The organism is Glaciecola sp. HTCC2999 (assembly GCF_000155775.1).
Lineage (GTDB): Bacteria > Pseudomonadota > Gammaproteobacteria > Enterobacterales > Alteromonadaceae > Opacimonas.
Genome location: NZ_DS989812.1, coordinates 457,001 through 474,617, shown reverse-complemented (window position 1 = coordinate 474,617; position 17,617 = coordinate 457,001). Strand labels below are relative to the sequence as shown.

The window sequence follows — 17,617 nt, the reverse complement described above, 5'->3', positions numbered from 1 at the left end:
TCATTCGTGAATAAAGATAAACAAGCAAGGTCTATTAGTGTTACTAATGGGCCTTCTTTTTTAAGTACACCGGATCATTCGATATTAGATGATTTAGAGGTGCAAGGTATAGAAGTCGAATATCATTGTCGTGAAGGTTTTTGCGGGGCTTGTCGTTGTAAGTTAATTTCTGGCGAAGTGGATTATACTTTAGACCCATTAGCGTTTATTGACGATGATGAAATCTTACCTTGTTGTACCATACCAATAACAGATATCACTCTAGCCATTTAGTGTTTTTTGACTAATGTCGACATAGCTTCTTCTAAACCTTTAACAGTCAATCCGTACATACGTTCTGACATGAACTGCCGAATAATTTGAATAGAGTGATGATAACGCCAAACTTGTTCAGGTTGTGGGTTCAGCCATACGCTCGCATTAAAATGCATTAATAATTGATTAAGATAATACTCACCAGCATGTTCATTCCAGTGCTCAACACTCCCCCCAGGATAAGTGATTTCGTAAGGTCCCATGGTCGCATCACCGACAAATATACATTTATAATCTCTGCCAAAGCTACGCGTGATCTCATCTATACTGATCGTTTGTGCCCGACGGGCATTGTCTTTCCATACGCCTTCATACACACAATTATGAAAATAAAAATATTCTAGATATTTGAACTCACTATGCACTGCACTAAATAATTCTTGGACCTGACGCACATGAGCATCCATCGAACCACCTACATCAAAAAACACTAAGACTTTGACTGCATTATGCCGTTCAGGGGCCATTTTAATATCAAGTAATCCAGCATTTTTTGCTGTAGCTCCAATGGTGTCATGAATATCTAATACTTCAGCGGCGCCGGTTCTAGCAAATCGGCGTAATTTGCGTAGCGCCATTTGAATATTACGAGAAGATAATGACTCATCATCCGAGAAGTTTTTAAACGTGCGTTTATCCCATACTTTAACGGCCGAAAAGTTTCGATTCCCATCCTGACCAATCCGCACTCCTTCAGGATTATCACCATACGCACCAAATGGCGAAGTCCCACCTGTGCCGATCCATTTGTTGCCGCCTTGATGACGTTTTTCCTGTTCATTAAGACGCTCTTGTAATGTTTCCATCAGTTTATCAAGTCCCCCCATAGCTTTAAGCTCTGCTTTTTCTTCGGGTGATAAACGCTTTTCAAGCTCTTTCCTTAACCATTCATTGGGAATGTTTTGATCAAAAATATCAATCGCTTGTATCCCTTTGAAATAATCTGCAAAAGCAAGATCAAACTTGTCGTATTGCAATTCATCCTTCACCATGACCGTTCGAGATAAATAATAAAAAGCATTTACGTCACTGAACACCACTTCATGTTTAAGCGCATTAAGTAGATCGAGCAACTCTCGCATCGTCGTGCGGACTTGATATTTTTTAAGGGTTAAAAAGAAATTAATGAGCATGTTTGTTACCCTTAACGGTCTTGACGACGCGCCATGAACATTAATTTTTCAAACAAATGTATATCCTGTTCATTTTTAACCAATGCTCCGTATAAAGGAGGTAAATCATTTTTATGATCATCACTGTGTAGCGTAGCAGGATCAATATCTTCAGCCATTAATAATTTTAACCAATCTATGAGTTCTGACGTAGACGGTTTTTTCTTCAATCCAGGAATATCCCGCAATTCAAAAAACCGTTTGAGGGCAGCATCTAGAAGGTTTTTCTTTAAGTCAGGATAGTGGACATCAACGATCTCTTGCATTTGTTCGGCGCTGGGAAATTGAATATAATGAAAAAAACATCGACGTAAAAATGCATCCGGTAATTCTTTTTCATTGTTGCTCGTGATAATAACGATGGGTCGTTGGACAGCTGTCACCCATTCTTGAGTTTCATAAACATAAAATGTCATCTTATCGAGTTCTAATAATAAGTCATTAGGAAACTCAATATCCGCTTTATCGATTTCATCAATCAACAACACGGGTGGTTTATCTGCCGTAAACGCCTCCCATAATTTACCTTTAATAATATAATTACCGACGTCATGAACTTTGTCATCCCCTAGCTGAGAGTCTCTTAAACGTGATACTGCATCATATTCATATAACCCTTGTTGGGCTTTGGTAGTGGATTTAATATGCCATTGGATCAGTTCAGTATCTAAACTTTGAGCAAGCTGTTCAGCTAACATTGTTTTACCAGTGCCCGGCTCACCTTTAATAAGTAATGGCTTTTGCAGCGTGATAGCGGCATTGACGGCAAGCTGGAGTTCATTACTTGCGATATAATCATTGGTACCAGTAAATTTCATAAGTCTCTCTTAAGAATACGGTTAGTTAACAATTCATACTATCTTATATCAAAATATCACTTCAAAAATGAAGTTATCTCGTTGAATATACACTTATAACCAAAAACTATATATAAAAGGACATCTCCATGAATGTATTTGACGACAATTCCTTATCGATTGGTCGCACTCCACTGGTCAAACTTAATCGAGTTACCTCTGGTAATGTTTATGCAAAAATCGAATCTCGTAATCCCAGTTTTTCTATAAAATGTCGTATTGGTGCAAACATGATTTGGGATGCCGAAAAACGTGGCGTCTTAAAACCAGGTATCGAGTTGGTTGAGCCTACTTCGGGTAACACCGGTGTAGCATTGGCTTTTGTTGCAGCGTCTCGCGGATACAAATTAACCTTAACCATGCCTAGTAGTATGTCTCTTGAGCGTCGAAAACTATTAAAAGCCCTTGGTGCAAACTTAGTGCTTACTGAAGCACCAAAAGGTATGAAAGGTGCTGTCGCGAAAGCTCAAGAAATCGTAGCCTCGGATCCATCCAAATATTTATTACTACAACAATTTGATAACCCTGCTAACCCAGAGATCCATTTTAAAACTACAGGGCCTGAGATTTGGGAAGATACTGATGGAGAAATCGATGCGTTTATTGCAGGTGTCGGTACTGGCGGTACTATCACAGGTGTATCTCGTTACATCAAACAAAAACAAGGTAAAGCGATTACCACTGTCGCTGTCGAACCAACAGACTCTCCTGTCATCACACAAGCATTAGCTGGCGAAGAACTAACCCCTGGCCCTCACAAAATCCAAGGGATTGGTGCCGGATTTATTCCTGGGAATCTAGACTTAAGCTTGATTGATGAAGTTGAGCAAGTCACTAATGAAGAATGTATGGAAATGGCTGATAAGTTATTAAAACAAGAAGGGATCCTAGTGGGTATTTCTTCTGGTGCTGCAGTCGTCGCGGCAAAACGTTATGCTGAACGCCCAGAAAATAAAGATAAAAACATTGTTGTTATCTTAGCGTCGGGTACTGAACGCTATTTATCAAGCCCAATGTTTGCTGGAAAGTTTTCTGATCTTGAAGAAGTACAGTAAAACACGATTGAACTGATAAAAAAGGAAGCGGTAAGCTTCCTTTTTTTTATGTATTGTGGACCGTAATAGTGCTTAATCTTATGTGCTTTCGGTCAGAATATCAGAGCTAAAATACACTCATAATCTTATACAAACGCACTAAAATCAGGTTGGCGTTTCTCAATAAACGCACTGAATGCTTCTTGAGCAGCTTCTGAATGCATCGCTGAGACAAAAATCTCTAATTCTTTGTAAACATGCTTTTTCACTACTTCATGATTCGTTTTTAACAATTGCTTAGTCTGTAATAGTGGGATACGGGGGGCTAGTGTTAATTTTTTAACCACCTCATCGACCTTTGCATTTAACTCTTCTGGAGATAACACGGCATTAATCATTCCTGCTTGATGAGCTTCATCTGCCGTAAAGCTTTCGCCAAGCATCAGCCATTCAGCAGCTTTTACGTGCCCAGCTAAACGCGGCAGAATATAACTAGAGGCGTATTCAGGTACTAATCCCAAGTTGATAAAAGGCATCATAAACTTAGCCGTAGCTGATGCATACACAAAATCGCAATGCAACAATAGCGTGGTACCAATACCAATAGCTAAACCTTCTACTTTTGCCACTACTGGTAAACTTGACTCCATTAATGCCAACATGAATTGCTCTGTACCATTAATTGATTCAAGGTTTTGGCTCTTAATCGACGCAAAATCGAACATATCATTACCGGCCGTAAAACATCCATCGCTACCTTGGATGACAATCACTCGAGTATTTTGGTCATGTTGCGCAAAATTAATCGCATTAGCTAAATCAATGTACATTTGTTGAGTAAACGCGTTTTTTTTGTGACTGCGAGATAACGTTAAGGTCAACGTTTTATCATGGTGGGCAATGCTAACATCCGTCATAGCTTAATATCCTGTGTGTTGCGAGGTAGATATAAGTCTGTGAAATCTTACATAAGAAATCTTATAGACTATGGTAGTATACTTATAATCGTTTTAATTAGAAGATATATTTAAACCTCTTGTTAACATTTTTTCCAACTCATTATAAACACTGGTTAACAATTTTAATTGTTGCGTTTATTAGTACACTCAATCAATGGTTATTTGCCGATTACGTAGGTAATGTTGAATTTGTTCATGCAGCGGTAAATAATGGCGAAGTGTGGCGGCTGATAACCCACGCACTATGGCATACTAACCTATATCATTGGGGTCTAAACATCACTGGTCTTGCGTTATTATGGGCCTTACATGGTGAGCACTATTCGCCGTTGAATACATTTATATTGTTATCTTGGTGTGCTGTCTTTTCCTCAGCCGCTGTATGGCTCTTTGCACCTCATATCGACTATTACGTTGGCCTATCAGCGGCTTTACACGGTTTATTTTGTTATGGTGCAGTAGCTGATATCAGGCAAAAACGTTATTCAGGCGGGTTATTGATATTAGGTATTATGGTAAAACTCTATTTTGAACAGCATCAAATAAATGACAATACTGCATCACTAATCGAAGCAAATGTGGCGTATGATGCCCATATTTTTGGTGCTGTCGCGGGTATTATTTATGCAATAGTATATTTTGGTCAACAAGGGCTAAAGAAAAAAAATCAATAGCCCGAGTCATTCAGTAAATCACCGATGCCTAGAGATGTTCCTCAAACAGCATGAAAATACGACGATATTCATCTAACCATGAACTAGGCTGGACAAACCCATGTGGTTCAACGGGGTAAATAGCGGTTTCAAAATGGATCTTTTCTAATTCAATGAGTCGCTGTGCTAAGCGCACGACATCCACAAAGAATACATTATTATCCACCATAGGCGCATTCATCAGTAGCGGTTTTTCAAGACCTTCAGCAAAATATATCGGTGAACTTCTTTCATAGGCAATGGGATCAATATCGGGTGTATTTAAGATATTTGAAGTATATGGCGTATTGTAATGTGCCCAATCAGACACAGGTCGTAATGCCGCACCGGCCTGAAATAAATCAGGTGCTGTGAACATAGCCATGAAGGTCATGAAACCGCCATATGATCCACCGTATGTACCAATACGTTGTCTATCGACATTTGCATTAGCCACCAACCAATTTACACCATCACGTAAATCTTGTACTTCAGGGGTACCCATTTGACGGTAAATCGCGGTGCGCCAATCACGGCCATATCCTTTTGAAGCTCGATAATCCATATCTAGAACTACATATCCTTGCTGAGCAAGCATATTATGGAACATATATTCACGAAAATAACCTGACCACCCCATGTGCGAATTTTGTAAATACCCTGCCCCGTGATTAAAGATGACCGCACGTCGTGGATTACTTAAATCAGATTGAGATGGCATGTAAAGACGTGAGTAAATCGGCTTATCAACATGAGAAGATGGAACTTCTATAATACTCGGCGCTTTAAAATTCATTGATAAATATTCATCAGATACAAACTGACTCAAGGCTTGTGGAGGTTTATTTCTCTCAACTGAGGCTAAGAATAATTCAGGAGGTCGATTCATGGAGGAATGGGTCAATAATAATTGAGAGCCATCCGGGCTCAATACATAATCGGTCATACCATTGAGATCTGTTAATGCTTCAGAGGCTCCGTCAGTGGTATCAACTCGATAAATTTCATAGATCCCGGGGTGCTTTTTATTCGCCTTGTAATAAATGTACTGACCATCTGGTGATTGAGAAATACTATCAACAACAAATTCACCTTGAGTTAATGCTCGTAACTCACCATTAACGGGTTTTACGTATAATTGAGAAAAACCAGTATGTTCAGATAAAAAATATAAGGAAGCTTCATTTTTTAACCAACCGAATCGATTAAAGGCGTAATTAATCCAAGCTTCATCACTCAAACGATGCTGGGTAACAAGTGATTTTTTATCAAAATCTACTGTCGCAATCCAACGGTCTTTATTATCCCAAGCTTCGAGCATAATCCCGACTTGGTTTTCAGAGGTATGCCAATAAATGGGTGGCTCGCTCCAATACCAGCTACTCATTAATGTAATATCTCGAGGTAAGCGGTTAGTTTGATAAGTGTCACCACGAGCTTGTGCGTTTTCACGTTTAACCGTTTCAAGCACATCATCGTTATATCCTGGTAATACCGAGGTTGCTAGTTCATGGATACTATTATTGGTCAAATCAACTAGATACAGTTCATCATTTTGCGGTTTTGCATCTGCGACTCTAGCGCGAACCGGTATACTCGCAATTCGCCCATCCTCTTGAATATAATGAGGCATGATGTCGCTATCTTGTCGCCATTGACTTTGTTTGCGTGTCGCAATAATCGCCCATTTTCCATTTGGCGCAACGGATACGGCAGACAACCGATAATCTTTGTCAAAATAAAACGGTACTTGTTCTAGTTCAGAGTTCGATTCAATCAATTGTTGTTGATAGTCAGACTGTTCTTGACGTTGCTGACGTTTGACTTGAATGTATTTAATAAGTGAAATTTGTTCTTGGGCGATATAATCTGCCCCTGGCTTAACTGCAACGGGCTTATCCGCAAACGCCCAACTAAAAAGTGATTGGCGCTTAAATGACTCAGGATCAATAACATGAATATGTGACCCTTGTTTGAATGATAAACGACCATCTAGCATAAATTGAAGCTGAGACACGGCTTCTTGACCGTGTGAAAAACTATGGGCAGAACGAGATTGTGCATCATAGATAAACCCAATATCATCATAGATCCATGCGATAAAACGTTGATTTTGGCTGACTACACGCTCCTCTGCTTGAAGTAAATGAATATTTTTTAGCGACGCTAGTTCACCATTTATTACGATATTTTCAGGGCTGATTTGAAAGACATCTTTAATACTACTGCCATGTCTTTTTCGTTCAAACACGATGTGATCGCCTAACACTGACCAACCCACATTGTCAGCAAAACGCCCTAACCAATCTGGGTCAGACATGATTTTTTCTAACGTTATCAGATCAGAATCGGATTGCACCGATGGTTCTTCAAACGATGCTGGGCGAGTTAATACATTCGATATGCTCTGTTTTACCACAGTATTATTGGAAGACATTGATGGTGTTTGCGGGGCATTGGATGACGACTGACATGCCATAAGCAAAGATATGGCGACACATGTTAATGAAAATCTTAACGGCTTCAGCATAAATTGTTGTCCTGTTTTTATAATAATTATGAAAAATAATTTCTAGATCTCATCATAAAAATTAATCGTGGGCAATGTACAAACGCTTTTTAACCTGTAAACATCGATTAGTTGATCTATTCCCCAAGATATACGCTATATTAATAGTACCTAATGTTGTTTTACTCAGAGAATTCTTATAATGAAAAAAATCATACTAACACTAGCTATATTGTTTGTTAGCCAATCTACCATAGCGAGCGAGTGTCCGGACGTTTTAAATTTATGAACGAAAGCTCAACTCTCAAGAAACCGTTAACTTGTGTGAAGCATACAAAGACAAAGCTATATTATTTGTAAATACGGCTAGTAAATGTGGTTTCACGCCTCAATTTGAAGGGCTCGAGTCTTTATACAGTCAATACAAAGACAAAAATTTCATGGTACTTGGGTTTCCATCAGATGATTTTAATCAAGAATATAATGATGAAGGGAAGACAGCAGAATTATGCGAGCTCACTTATGGCGTAAAATTTCCGATGTTTGAAACTATTTCAGTTAAAGGGGATGATGCCGATCCTTTATATCGCCTGCTAGCAAAAAAAGCAGACACCACTCCTAAATGGAATTTTTATAAATATCTTGTCGACAGAAAAGGCAATTTAGTGGATTCTTATTCATCATTTACAAAACCAGATGATGCTGAACTCATTGCTGACATAGAGCGCGCTATTCAGCCCTAAGTTATCTAGATTCTGGGTTAATATTTGAGCTAAACGCTACTTCAATGTGGCGTTTTTTTTGGCAAAAAATCTTTCCATCACTTGTTAAGTTAACGTTATATTATTTAACAATGTCATTCCAACAGTGTGATCTCTTCCTCTATATTCAGCCGTACAAATTTGCGTCATTTAAAAAAAGGAAAGACTAATGTTAAATTTAAAAAGTTTGTTAGTTGTTGGTATAGCAATGTCACTTGCTGCTTGTGGTAGTAGTGATGATTCCTCTCCATTTGAATCCTCAGACCCGAGAGTACCTGGTAATTCCATGGTACGAGTGGTTCATGCATCACCTGATGCTCCCAAAGTCAATATTTTGGCCGGCGGTGACATATTAGCGGGGTTAGAAAATGTTGATTATCAAACCGCTTCTGGCATTATTTCAGTCCCTGAAAATGTATACCCTGTTGCCGTGAGTGCAATCACACCCGCTGGCAATGTAGAAGTATTGAGTGCTGATCTTGTTGCCCAACCAGGTGAATTAAACACAGTCTTAGCAGTAGGCTCCGTCGCCGCAGGCACTTTAGAGTTACTCGCTTTAAATACTACGCCTTCAATGGACAGTGCTGGTACCACTCAGCTCCAAATCGTCCATGCCGCTCCATCCGCTCCAACGGTAGATATCCACGTGACAGCGCCTGATGTCACTACATTATCATCGTCAACCGTGCTGGCTACTGCTGCGTACAAAGACGCTACTGGTTTAATATCTGTTGCGTCGGGAGATTACCGTATTCGTATTACCCCTGCAGGTTCAGACACCGTAGTCTATGATTCAGGGCCTGTTGGCTTGGCGTCCCAAGAAAATTTATTGATTGCAGCAACTGAAAATGTAGGTCCAGGTGATTCGCCAGTAGCATTAGTGGTGGCAACTAAAACAGCATCAATTACTTTAATGGATAGAAACACACCTGCTGATATCAGAGTGATTCATGCAGTCGCTGATGCCCCGGCGGTCGACGTAATTGTAGATAACGCACTGACTTTATTTGATGGTGCGCCCTTTCTAGGTGTAACCGATTATGCATCAGTAGCAGCGGGTACCTATTTAATCGATGTTGCGGCAGATGCGGATAATTCAGTGGTCGTGATCGATGATGCATCAATCATGTTAGACTCCGGTAAAACTTATACTGCTATTGCAAACAATACACTTGCTAACATCCAATTAGATTTAGTCATGGATATGCCACGTCGTATTGCCACAGAAGCACAGGTACGTATTTTTCATGCTTCTCCTGCGGCAGGCTCGGTAGATATTTATGTGACTGCAGATGGTGAAATTGCGGATGCAACTCCTGCTTTTAGTGGTGTACCATTTAGTGCAGGTATGCTTACAGAAACAGGTTATGTCTCTTTAGCATCAGGTGATTATCATGTAACTGTCACACCAACAGGAACTAAAGATGTTGCCCTTGATACTGGTTTGTTATCACTTGAAGCTAACAAAATTTATACTGCTCTAGCTGTTGATGCAGTGGATGGTGGCGGTCCAGTTCAATTGATATTAGCTGATGATTTTTAAATACTCAGTATTTTAACACTCAATAAAAAAGCTACCCATATGAAGTGACCCCTTAAACTTGGACACTTTATTAAGCAGCTTTCAAGGCTTGATTTCGGTACTCTACCGGACTCAGGCCTTTTAGTTTTAGCTTAATGCGTTTGTGGTTATAGTAATGGATGTATTCATCAATTGCTTTAATGAGTTCATCCGCGTTTTTAAATTTCTGTCTATGATACATTTCTGTTTTTAATACACCAAAGAAGCTTTCAGCGACCGCATTATCCAAGCAGTTACCTTTACGGGACATGCTTTGCGTTAAGTTTTTATCTGCGAGCATTTGCTGTATTCCTTTGTGCCGATATTGCCAACCTTGGTCAGAATGGAACATCGGTTTATCATCCGTTTCCAAAGTGTTTAACGCATCTTTTAACATATCACTTACTAGTGGCAAAGTAGCATTTTTAGCTGTGCGATACGCGATAACTTCGCGATTATACAGGTCGATGACCGGAGATAGATACACTTTCTGGCCGTGAACGTTAAACTCAGTAACGTCTGTAACCCACTTTTGATTGAGTTGAGTTGCTTCAAAATCACGGTTCATTAGCTCTTGTTTGGATTGTCCTGCGTCGTGACGATAGGAATTATAACGTTTCGGTCGCACGGTAGACTTCAATCCAAGTTGCTGCATTAAACGCTGCACCGTTTTATGGTTGATATAGTGACCATGTTGTCTCAACGTATACATTATGCGGCGGTATCCGTATCGCCCTTTGTGCTCATGATAAATCGTTTTTATACATGCTTTGACATCCGCATATTTGTCAGCAGCACTGACTCTAGCAACATGATAGTAGTATACACTGCGTGCCAGACCTAATATCTCTAGCAATAACGGAAGCTTACACCTTGCCTTTAACTCTATCGCGACTAAGACTTTTTCTTGGTTTGAGTGCGCTTTTGTTGAGCTAAGGCTTCTAACTTTTTTAAGACAGCGTTCTCTGTACGTAGGTACTCGAGCTCTTCACGTAGTTCTTTATCCGTCATCGCTTGAATTGATTTCGTTTGTTTGCCTACGGCTTTATGCTTCACTTTTCGACCTTTTGGTTTGGGATGCAGTCCAGATAACCCATAAGCATCAAAGTCTTGTTGCCAACGATATAAAATACCTGGAGAAGATAATTTAAATGTAGCACTGGTATATCCAAGTGACCAAGCATTTTCATGCATGGCATTAAGAATAGACAGTTTGATACTGGCAGAAGCATCAATAAGTGGTGATATTAATCCGCTAGGACCATGTATAGAATAAATCTGTGCCCAGTAACGTATTTGGCTTGAGGAAACATAGTACTCTTTGGCCAGAGAATACGATGAGTCGCCGTTTAGTGCGCATCGAGCCAACATAACTTTAAATGCTGGTTGATATTTTGATTTGTACATAAAAAACCCCCGAAGGTTTTGTCTAGCTTTCGGGGGTCACTTCAATAGGTAGCTTTTTTATTATAATTTTTAAAACTAATTCAGATTGTTCTATTTCAACTTAACCTATTAAATCTTAGGCGTTTAAAGCTTGTTCAAAATCAGCAATCAAATCATCAACATCTTCAATACCAATAGACAAGCGCACAATTTGATCAGTGATCCCTGTTCTATCACGCTCTACTTGAGTCGCTTCAAAAAAAATCGTTTGCGCGACCGGTATGGCTAATGTTCGAGTATCCCCTAAATGAGTTGAACAAATCACTAAATTCAAACGATTAATGAATTGAATAATATCTTCACCTTCAGGTAGTTCGATACTCATTAAAGCACCATAACTTGAAAAGTGGTCACGAGCCAAAAAATGTTGAGGGTGAGAGGCTAAACCTGGGTAAAACACTTGTTTAATTTTAGGATGATTCATAAAGTGTTGAGCTAATTTGCGCGCATTTTCGCACGCTTTTTGATAGCGTAAATCAAGGGTCTCAAGCCCGACTAATATAGTAGAAGCTGAAGGCGCAGGTAATGTTGCCCCCATATCTCTTAATCCTTTTTTACGAATTTGTGTTAGACCCCATTGAGCACTATCTCCAACTTGATACATAGGTTCAACGTTAGCGTAATGACGCCAATCAAATAATCCAGTATCTACTACACTGCCACCTAACACCTGTCCATGGCCTGACACATATTTTGTTAAAGATGAAATCACCAAGCTCGCACCTGCATCTTTTGCTGAAAAAATCACACTAGGCGACATTGTGTTATCAACAATGTATAACAGTTGTTGGCCTTGACAATATTTTCCAATCGCTGATAAATCAGCAATATGAGTCATAGGATTAGATAGACTTTCACAAAACACTAACACCGTATTAGGTTGTTTGGCATTGACGACATGTTGAACATCAGTGACATCAACAAAGCTTACTTCAATGCCTAATTTCTGTAGATGTTTAAAAAAACTTCTGGTGTTTCCAAACAGGAAATCACTGACAATGATATGGTCACCGTACTTTAATAAACTCAGCATTACAGTACTTATTGCAGCCATACCAGTGGCAAAGGTGACCGCCCCAATACCTTGTTCAAGATGATTCATCACATTTTGTAAGCTCGTATTAGTTGATGAAGATGACCGCGAATATACATGTGCAGCTATCTTGCCTTGAAACGCATCGACGATGTCTTGAGCATCTTGAAATTCAAATAAAACAGATTGGTTAGCGGGAGAATGTACTGCACCATCTATTTGTGGATTTAATGATTTATCTGCATGCACTAGTTGCGTGGTCTTACCGAACTCTTTCAAAAATACTATTCCATTAAACTATACTTATTTTAAACTTTATCATATTTTCAAACAGACCGTGTGCTCTAAAAGCGACTTCTTAGAGATGTTTCATAAAAGTTTGTTATTATTTATACTAATGACATCTTTATTCTTCATCATTTGAAATAAATTTATGTGTATTTTGTTTATTGCGGTCGATCAGCATCCTGACTATCCTCTAATTATTGCAGCTAATCGTGATGAGTTTCATGCGCGTTTAACCCAGCCATCTCATTTTTGGAAAAGTAAGCCTCACATGCTGGCAGGTAAGGACCTCCAAGCTGGAGGCACTTGGTTGGGTGTCGCAAAAAACGGTCATATTGCAGCTTTAACGAATATTAGAGCACCATCTAAAGAACGTTTTGATGCAATGACCCGTGGAGAGTTAGTGGTGAATGCCCTGCAATATAAAGGTTCATGGGAAGTTCATACCCAGCATCTAAAAAATACAGCGACTGATTACAATGGCTTTAATTTAGTTTACGGAGACTGGAAAAATTTACAGGTGTTCAACAGTCACACCCAAGAACACCATGCGCTTAAACAAGGTGTGTATGGCCTGTCAAATGCTCAACTCAATACGCCTTGGCCAAAAACACAACAAGGCGTTAACGCACTCAATGCATTATGTCAGTCCAAACAGCCATTAGTAGTTGAGCAATTGTTTGCTATTTTATCCGATCCTACCCAAGCCAGTGATGAGACCCTACCCGATACAGGTATTGCAAAACCGTGGGAAAAAATGCTTTCTTCGATTTTCATCAAAAGCCCAGATTATGGGACCCGCTGTTCTACCGTGATTACAGTAGATCATCATCACGCGCTAAATTGGGAAGAGCGTTCATATGACCCAACAGGTCAAGTTACGCAGACTCAGGCATATTCGTTTATAATTAATTCTTAGATAAGACATCCTAAATTAAGTGCATTTACCATTAAAAATGGCATAATGCGTCTCTCAATCGTAATAATAAGGTATTTTCTCGTGTTTGAAGTTCTTCCTGCTCTTGCCCCTGATCCTATTTTAGGACTTTCTGCTGCTTTTCGTGCTGACACTAACCCCAATAAAATTGATCTTGGTGTCGGTGTTTATAAGGACGAACAAGGTAATACGCCTATCGTTGGTGCTGTGGCTCAAGCACAAGCTCGTTTATTAGAAAGTGAAACCTCTAAAACCTATATCACACCTCAAGGTGTACAAGGCTATATCGATGGTATGCTCGAGTTATTACTCGGTAAAGGCAATCCTGCTGTACTAGCGAATCGAGTGGCTGCAGTTCAAGCACCAGGAGGTTGTGGTGCGCTACGTATCCTTGCAGAGTTATTAAAACGCTGTAACGATAATGCGAAAGTATGGGTATCCGACCCTACTTGGGCCAATCATATCCCATTGATCGGAAATGCAGGCCTTGCATTAGATACTTATCCGTATTTTGATAAAGCAACAGCATCTATTCGTTTTGATGCGATGTTAGATACATTAAAAACTATTCCTAAAGGCGACGTAGTTTTATTACATGCTTGCTGTCATAACCCTACTGGTGCTGACTTGACTCAAGATCAGTGGCGTCAAGTCGCAGAAGTAGCCCAACAACAAGGTTGGTTACCGTTTATCGACAGTGCATATTTAGGCTTTGGTGATGATTTAGAAACAGATGCATTTGGTATGCGCCTCATGGTGGAATCTGTTCCTGAGGTCATTATTGCAGCATCATGCTCTAAGAATTTCGGTTTATATCGCGAACGTGTTGGTCTTGCAGTGATGGTCACTGAGAACTCAGCACAAACCCCAATTGTTCAATCACAAATTCAAGCAATCGCTCGTGGTATTTACTCAATGCCACCTTCTTATGGCGGTGCGTTAGTTGATATCATTTTACATGATGATGCATTGAAAGCCTCTTGGGTTGCCGAAGTGGACGAAATGCGTAACCGTATGCGTGATTTACGAGCCTTATTGGTAACTAAAATGGCTGAGAACGGTGCACCAAAAGACTTTAGCTTTGTGAATGACCAAAAAGGGATGTTCTCCTTCTTATGTATCACACCAGAGCAAGTGCAAGCAGTTCGTGCCGAACATAGTGTTTACTTTGTTGATTCGTCACGCGTGAATATTGCAGGTATTAACTTAAGTAATGTTGATGCATTATCTAAAGCATTAGTATCAGTGCTCTAAATACGGCTAGTCTCTACTAATACGTAAATCAATTAAAAAGGCGTGAAACAAAAACTCACGCCTTTTTTTGTATCTAAATTCTCATCCAGATTAAGCCAGCATCCCACCATCGAGTGTTAAACAATGCCCGTTCATGAAACTAGACTCATCTGAAGCTAACCACACAATCGCATTAGCTATTTCTTGAGGTTGTCCTAATCGTTTCATTGGACTAGCTCCAATAATTGACTTTTGCCCCCTTTCATCCATATGCGCTAACGTACGTTGCACCATCGGTGTATCAATAAAACTGGGGCATACCGCATTGACACGAATATTTGCCCGCGCATATTCTACTGCGACAGATTTTGTTAAACCGACAACAGCATGCTTGGTAGCACTATAACCTGAAATTAATGGGGCAGAACGCAATCCAGCCACCGAAGCGACATTAATGATCTGCCCCCCTTTCTGCGCTAACATTATATTTAACGCCGCTTTAACGCAATACCATACACCTTTGAGGTTAATATCGATATTCGTTAAAAATAAGTCATCATCAGTTAAGTGAGTGGGTGTAGGAGCATACTCAACACCAGCGTTATTTAACACAACATCAATTCGACCAAATGCCTCTACGGCTTGCGTAAATAACGCAGATACTTGCTCTACGTCACTAACATCAGTGTGCACGTATAATGCTTTTGCACCAGTTTCAATTAGATGGCCCATAGTGACTTGAACGGCATCATCATCAATATCTGATAATACAATATTGGCCCCTAATTTAGCTAAAGATAGTGCCGTCTGAGCACCTATGCCGCCTGCACCTCCGGTAATTAATATGGTTTTACCGACAAACGCTTGAGTATTTAACACTTGCATAGTGAATTCCTTAGAAAGTTGTGTGAAAAATTAAAACCATGACGTTTGCATGCTTGAGCACGAGTCATCATGTCTAATTAACAAATCAATATGTGGTTGAACTAACGGGAGTTGCGTCTGTATGTAAAACAACCCAGTTTGACATTTACCTTGATAAAACGCTTGTTGCTCGAGAGTAAGTTCGGGGTGCTCAACTAACGCTTTTTCTGCGACAGTCACTTGTCTTAGCCACATCCAGCTAATAATGATAGATGAGAATATTTCCATAAAACTCATTGCATTCGTTAGTGTATTGGCTTGTTGTTCATTATGTAAATCTTCGCCAATCACTGCAATAACCTGAGGTAACTGCGATAAAAAGGGCATGATGACACCCGCACATTGGACTGAAACATGACCTTTCGCTTTAGCTAAATCCAATTGGAATCGACGCTGTAGTTCACCTAATGCGGCTTGATTATTTTGCCATAATTTACGCCCTATCAAATCCAGTGCTTGAATACCATTAGTCCCTTCATGAATGGGATTTAAACGGTTATCTCGCCATAACTGTTCGACAGGATATTCACGCGTATACCCTGCCCCACCCAACACTTGAATAGCTAAATCATTAGATTTAGGACCGTACTCACTAGGCCAAGCTTTTATTATAGGTGTGAGTAAATCAAGTAATTGCGCTGATGATTGACGGGTGGATTCATCATCATGAGTATGCATATCATCAACTAATCTCGCCCCATAAAAACATAAATTCATCGCTCCTTCAGTATATGCTTTTTGCAGTAATAGCATGCGTTTAACATCGCCATGCTCGACAATAGGTTTACCCCCTTGGATACGATCTTTAGCGTAGTCCAAACTGTATTGGAAACCACGATACCCGATCATAGCAGCACCAAAACCAACACCGACTCGGGCTTCATTCATCATCATAAACATGTACTGCAGACCTTTATGTGGCTCTCCCACTAAATAACCATGACAATCACCATTTTCACCAAATGTCAGGGCTGTAGATGTCGTTCCACGATACCCTAATTTGTGAATTAAGCCGGCCAGTGTGACATCATTACGTTGCTCCGGCTGCCCGTCATTATTTAAACGAAACTTAGGGACAACAAATAATGAAATACCTTTTACCCCGGCAGGTCCACCTGGAATTTTTGCTAACACTAAATGAATAATATTCTCAGACAGCTCATGCTCTCCCCCTGAGATATATAATTTACTTCCTTTAATCAAATAATGGCCTTGTTCGGTTGGATACGCAGTCGTGGTGATGTCTGCTAAGCCAGAGCCAGCATGTGGCTCAGTCAATGCCATCGTACCACTGTACTGTCCTGTTAACATTTTAGGTAGAAATTGAGCCTGTAAGGTCTCAGAGGCAAAGTGTTTAATCACATTAGCTGCAGCTGTGGTTAAAAAAGGATATGCAGTAGTCGATGGATTCGCTGCCATAAAGAATCCCGAACATCCCGTCATAATGGTTTCTGGTAGTTGCATCCCGCCGTCTTCAAAATTAAAACGTGCCGCAACAAAGCCGGCATCACAAAATGCATCATAAGCGACTTTAACATCCTCAAGCATACTCACTTTGTGCCCATCAAATTGTGGCTCAGCATGATCAGCTTTTGCGTTATGCGGCAAAAACACATCCGTTGCAATTTTTTCTGCCGTATCTAAAACCGCATTGAAGGTGTCAAGATTATGTTCGCTAAAACGCGCACGACTTAACAACGATTCAGTATCTAAACATTCATACAATTGAAAATGTAATTCTGACTGGGGAAATAAGCTCATAGTTGACTCTATCTTTTAACAAATGCCTAACATAATACTGACATAAATAACCTAGTAAACGCGAATCAATTCCATGAATTCATTAGGGTTCAGTATAGAAATAGTCTATAATATGTCCGATTAAAAATCGTGTAGTCA

General features: G+C 39.8%; 14 protein-coding genes and 2 pseudogenes. 7 read left to right on the top strand and 9 right to left on the bottom strand.

The window, feature by feature from the left end; translation table 11 throughout:
- Positions 1 to 33: 33 nt before the first annotated feature.
- Positions 34 to 273 (top strand): class I ribonucleotide reductase maintenance protein YfaE, encoded by a 240-nt coding sequence (gene yfaE, locus G2999_RS08445; RefSeq protein ID WP_232222441.1) that lies wholly within the window; start codon positions 34 to 36, stop codon positions 271 to 273.
- On the opposite strand, the gene G2999_RS08440 is transcribed toward yfaE, so the two are convergent.
- Together G2999_RS08440 and G2999_RS08435 are read right to left on the bottom strand one after the other, a co-directional pair.
- Complete coding sequence (locus tag G2999_RS08440; RefSeq protein ID WP_010180671.1) at positions 270 to 1,448, bottom strand: VWA domain-containing protein; 1,179 nt, start codon at positions 1,446 to 1,448, stop codon at positions 270 to 272. The genes yfaE and G2999_RS08440 overlap by 4 nt on opposite strands.
- Positions 1,449 to 1,459: 11 nt before the next feature.
- Positions 1,460 to 2,305 (bottom strand): MoxR family ATPase, encoded by an 846-nt coding sequence (locus G2999_RS08435; RefSeq protein ID WP_010180670.1) that lies wholly within the window; start codon positions 2,303 to 2,305, stop codon positions 1,460 to 1,462.
- Between the two features lie 128 nt (positions 2,306 to 2,433).
- Between G2999_RS08435 and cysK the strand changes: the two genes are divergently transcribed.
- A complete protein-coding gene (gene cysK, locus G2999_RS08430) occupies positions 2,434 to 3,399 on the top strand; it encodes a cysteine synthase A (protein WP_010180667.1) in 966 nt (321 codons plus the stop codon).
- Positions 3,400 to 3,524: 125 nt separating this feature from the next.
- Here the strand turns inward: cysK and G2999_RS08425 are convergent, their stop codons facing one another.
- A complete protein-coding gene (locus tag G2999_RS08425; RefSeq protein ID WP_010180665.1) occupies positions 3,525 to 4,295 on the bottom strand; it encodes an enoyl-CoA hydratase in 771 nt (256 codons plus the stop codon).
- Positions 4,296 to 4,414: 119 nt separating this feature from the next.
- On the opposite strand from G2999_RS08425, the gene rrtA reads away from it, so the two are divergent.
- Entirely contained in the window at positions 4,415 to 5,011 is a 597-nt protein-coding gene (rrtA, locus tag G2999_RS08420; RefSeq protein ID WP_010180663.1) for a rhombosortase, read from the top strand.
- A gap of 28 nt (positions 5,012 to 5,039) precedes the next feature.
- Here the strand turns inward: rrtA and G2999_RS08415 are convergent, their stop codons facing one another.
- Positions 5,040 to 7,559: a prolyl oligopeptidase family serine peptidase gene (locus G2999_RS08415; protein WP_010180661.1), complete on the bottom strand. Its 2,520-nt coding sequence runs from the start codon at positions 7,557 to 7,559 to the stop codon at positions 5,040 to 5,042.
- A gap of 181 nt (positions 7,560 to 7,740) precedes the next feature.
- Between G2999_RS08415 and G2999_RS12250 the strand changes: the two are divergent.
- Positions 7,741 to 8,281: pseudogene (locus tag G2999_RS12250) on the top strand (glutathione peroxidase).
- 187 nt (positions 8,282 to 8,468) lie between these two features.
- Positions 8,469 to 9,842, top strand: coding sequence for a DUF4397 domain-containing protein (locus tag G2999_RS08405; protein WP_010180657.1), 1,374 nt, complete (start codon positions 8,469 to 8,471; stop codon positions 9,840 to 9,842).
- 70 nt (positions 9,843 to 9,912) lie between these two features.
- On the opposite strand, the pseudogene G2999_RS08400 reads toward G2999_RS08405, so the two are convergent.
- The 3 genes and pseudogenes from G2999_RS08400 to G2999_RS08390 form a co-directional block, all read right to left on the bottom strand.
- Positions 9,913 to 10,761 (bottom strand): annotated as a pseudogene (locus G2999_RS08400) (IS3 family transposase); the annotation flags it as partial.
- Positions 10,755 to 11,267, bottom strand: a complete 513-nt coding sequence (locus tag G2999_RS08395; RefSeq protein ID WP_010177648.1) for a helix-turn-helix domain-containing protein — start codon at positions 11,265 to 11,267, stop codon at positions 10,755 to 10,757. The pseudogene G2999_RS08400 and the gene G2999_RS08395, both read right to left, overlap by 7 nt.
- A 115-nt stretch (positions 11,268 to 11,382) precedes the next feature.
- A complete protein-coding gene (locus G2999_RS08390) occupies positions 11,383 to 12,618 on the bottom strand; it encodes a cystathionine gamma-synthase family protein (RefSeq protein WP_010180654.1) in 1,236 nt (411 codons plus the stop codon).
- A gap of 154 nt (positions 12,619 to 12,772) precedes the next feature.
- Between G2999_RS08390 and G2999_RS08385 the strand changes: the two genes are divergently transcribed.
- Together G2999_RS08385 and G2999_RS08380 are read left to right on the top strand one after the other, a co-directional pair.
- The gene (locus G2999_RS08385; RefSeq protein WP_010180652.1) at positions 12,773 to 13,543 is read left to right on the top strand and encodes an NRDE family protein; all 771 of its coding nucleotides are present in this window, start codon (positions 12,773 to 12,775) and stop codon (positions 13,541 to 13,543) included.
- A gap of 81 nt (positions 13,544 to 13,624) precedes the next feature.
- Positions 13,625 to 14,815: an amino acid aminotransferase gene (locus tag G2999_RS08380; protein WP_010180649.1), complete on the top strand. Its 1,191-nt coding sequence runs from the start codon at positions 13,625 to 13,627 to the stop codon at positions 14,813 to 14,815.
- A gap of 90 nt (positions 14,816 to 14,905) precedes the next feature.
- On the opposite strand, the gene G2999_RS08375 is transcribed toward G2999_RS08380, so the two are convergent.
- Together G2999_RS08375 and G2999_RS08370 are read right to left on the bottom strand one after the other, a co-directional pair.
- A complete protein-coding gene (locus tag G2999_RS08375) occupies positions 14,906 to 15,679 on the bottom strand; it encodes an SDR family NAD(P)-dependent oxidoreductase (RefSeq protein WP_010180647.1) in 774 nt (257 codons plus the stop codon).
- A gap of 30 nt (positions 15,680 to 15,709) precedes the next feature.
- The gene (locus G2999_RS08370) at positions 15,710 to 17,479 is read right to left on the bottom strand and encodes an acyl-CoA dehydrogenase (protein ID WP_010180645.1); all 1,770 of its coding nucleotides are present in this window, start codon (positions 17,477 to 17,479) and stop codon (positions 15,710 to 15,712) included.
- Between the last annotated feature and the right edge of the window lie 138 nt (positions 17,480 to 17,617).

Coding starts and splice junctions, on each gene's coding strand:
- G2999_RS08440 (WP_010180671.1), bottom strand. CDS start 1,448: ATGCTCATTAATTTCTTTTTAACCCTTAAAAAATATCAAGTCCGCACG.
- G2999_RS08435 (WP_010180670.1), bottom strand. CDS start 2,305: ATGAAATTTACTGGTACCAATGATTATATCGCAAGTAATGAACTCCAG.
- cysK (WP_010180667.1), top strand. CDS start 2,434: ATGAATGTATTTGACGACAATTCCTTATCGATTGGTCGCACTCCACTG.
- G2999_RS08425 (WP_010180665.1), bottom strand. CDS start 4,295: ATGACGGATGTTAGCATTGCCCACCATGATAAAACGTTGACCTTAACG.
- G2999_RS08415 (WP_010180661.1), bottom strand. CDS start 7,559: ATGCTGAAGCCGTTAAGATTTTCATTAACATGTGTCGCCATATCTTTG.
- G2999_RS08405 (WP_010180657.1), top strand. CDS start 8,469: ATGTTAAATTTAAAAAGTTTGTTAGTTGTTGGTATAGCAATGTCACTT.
- G2999_RS08395 (WP_010177648.1), bottom strand. CDS start 11,267: ATGTACAAATCAAAATATCAACCAGCATTTAAAGTTATGTTGGCTCGA.
- G2999_RS08385 (WP_010180652.1), top strand. CDS start 12,773: ATGTGTATTTTGTTTATTGCGGTCGATCAGCATCCTGACTATCCTCTA.
- G2999_RS08375 (WP_010180647.1), bottom strand. CDS start 15,679: ATGCAAGTGTTAAATACTCAAGCGTTTGTCGGTAAAACCATATTAATT.
- G2999_RS08370 (WP_010180645.1), bottom strand. CDS start 17,479: ATGAGCTTATTTCCCCAGTCAGAATTACATTTTCAATTGTATGAATGT.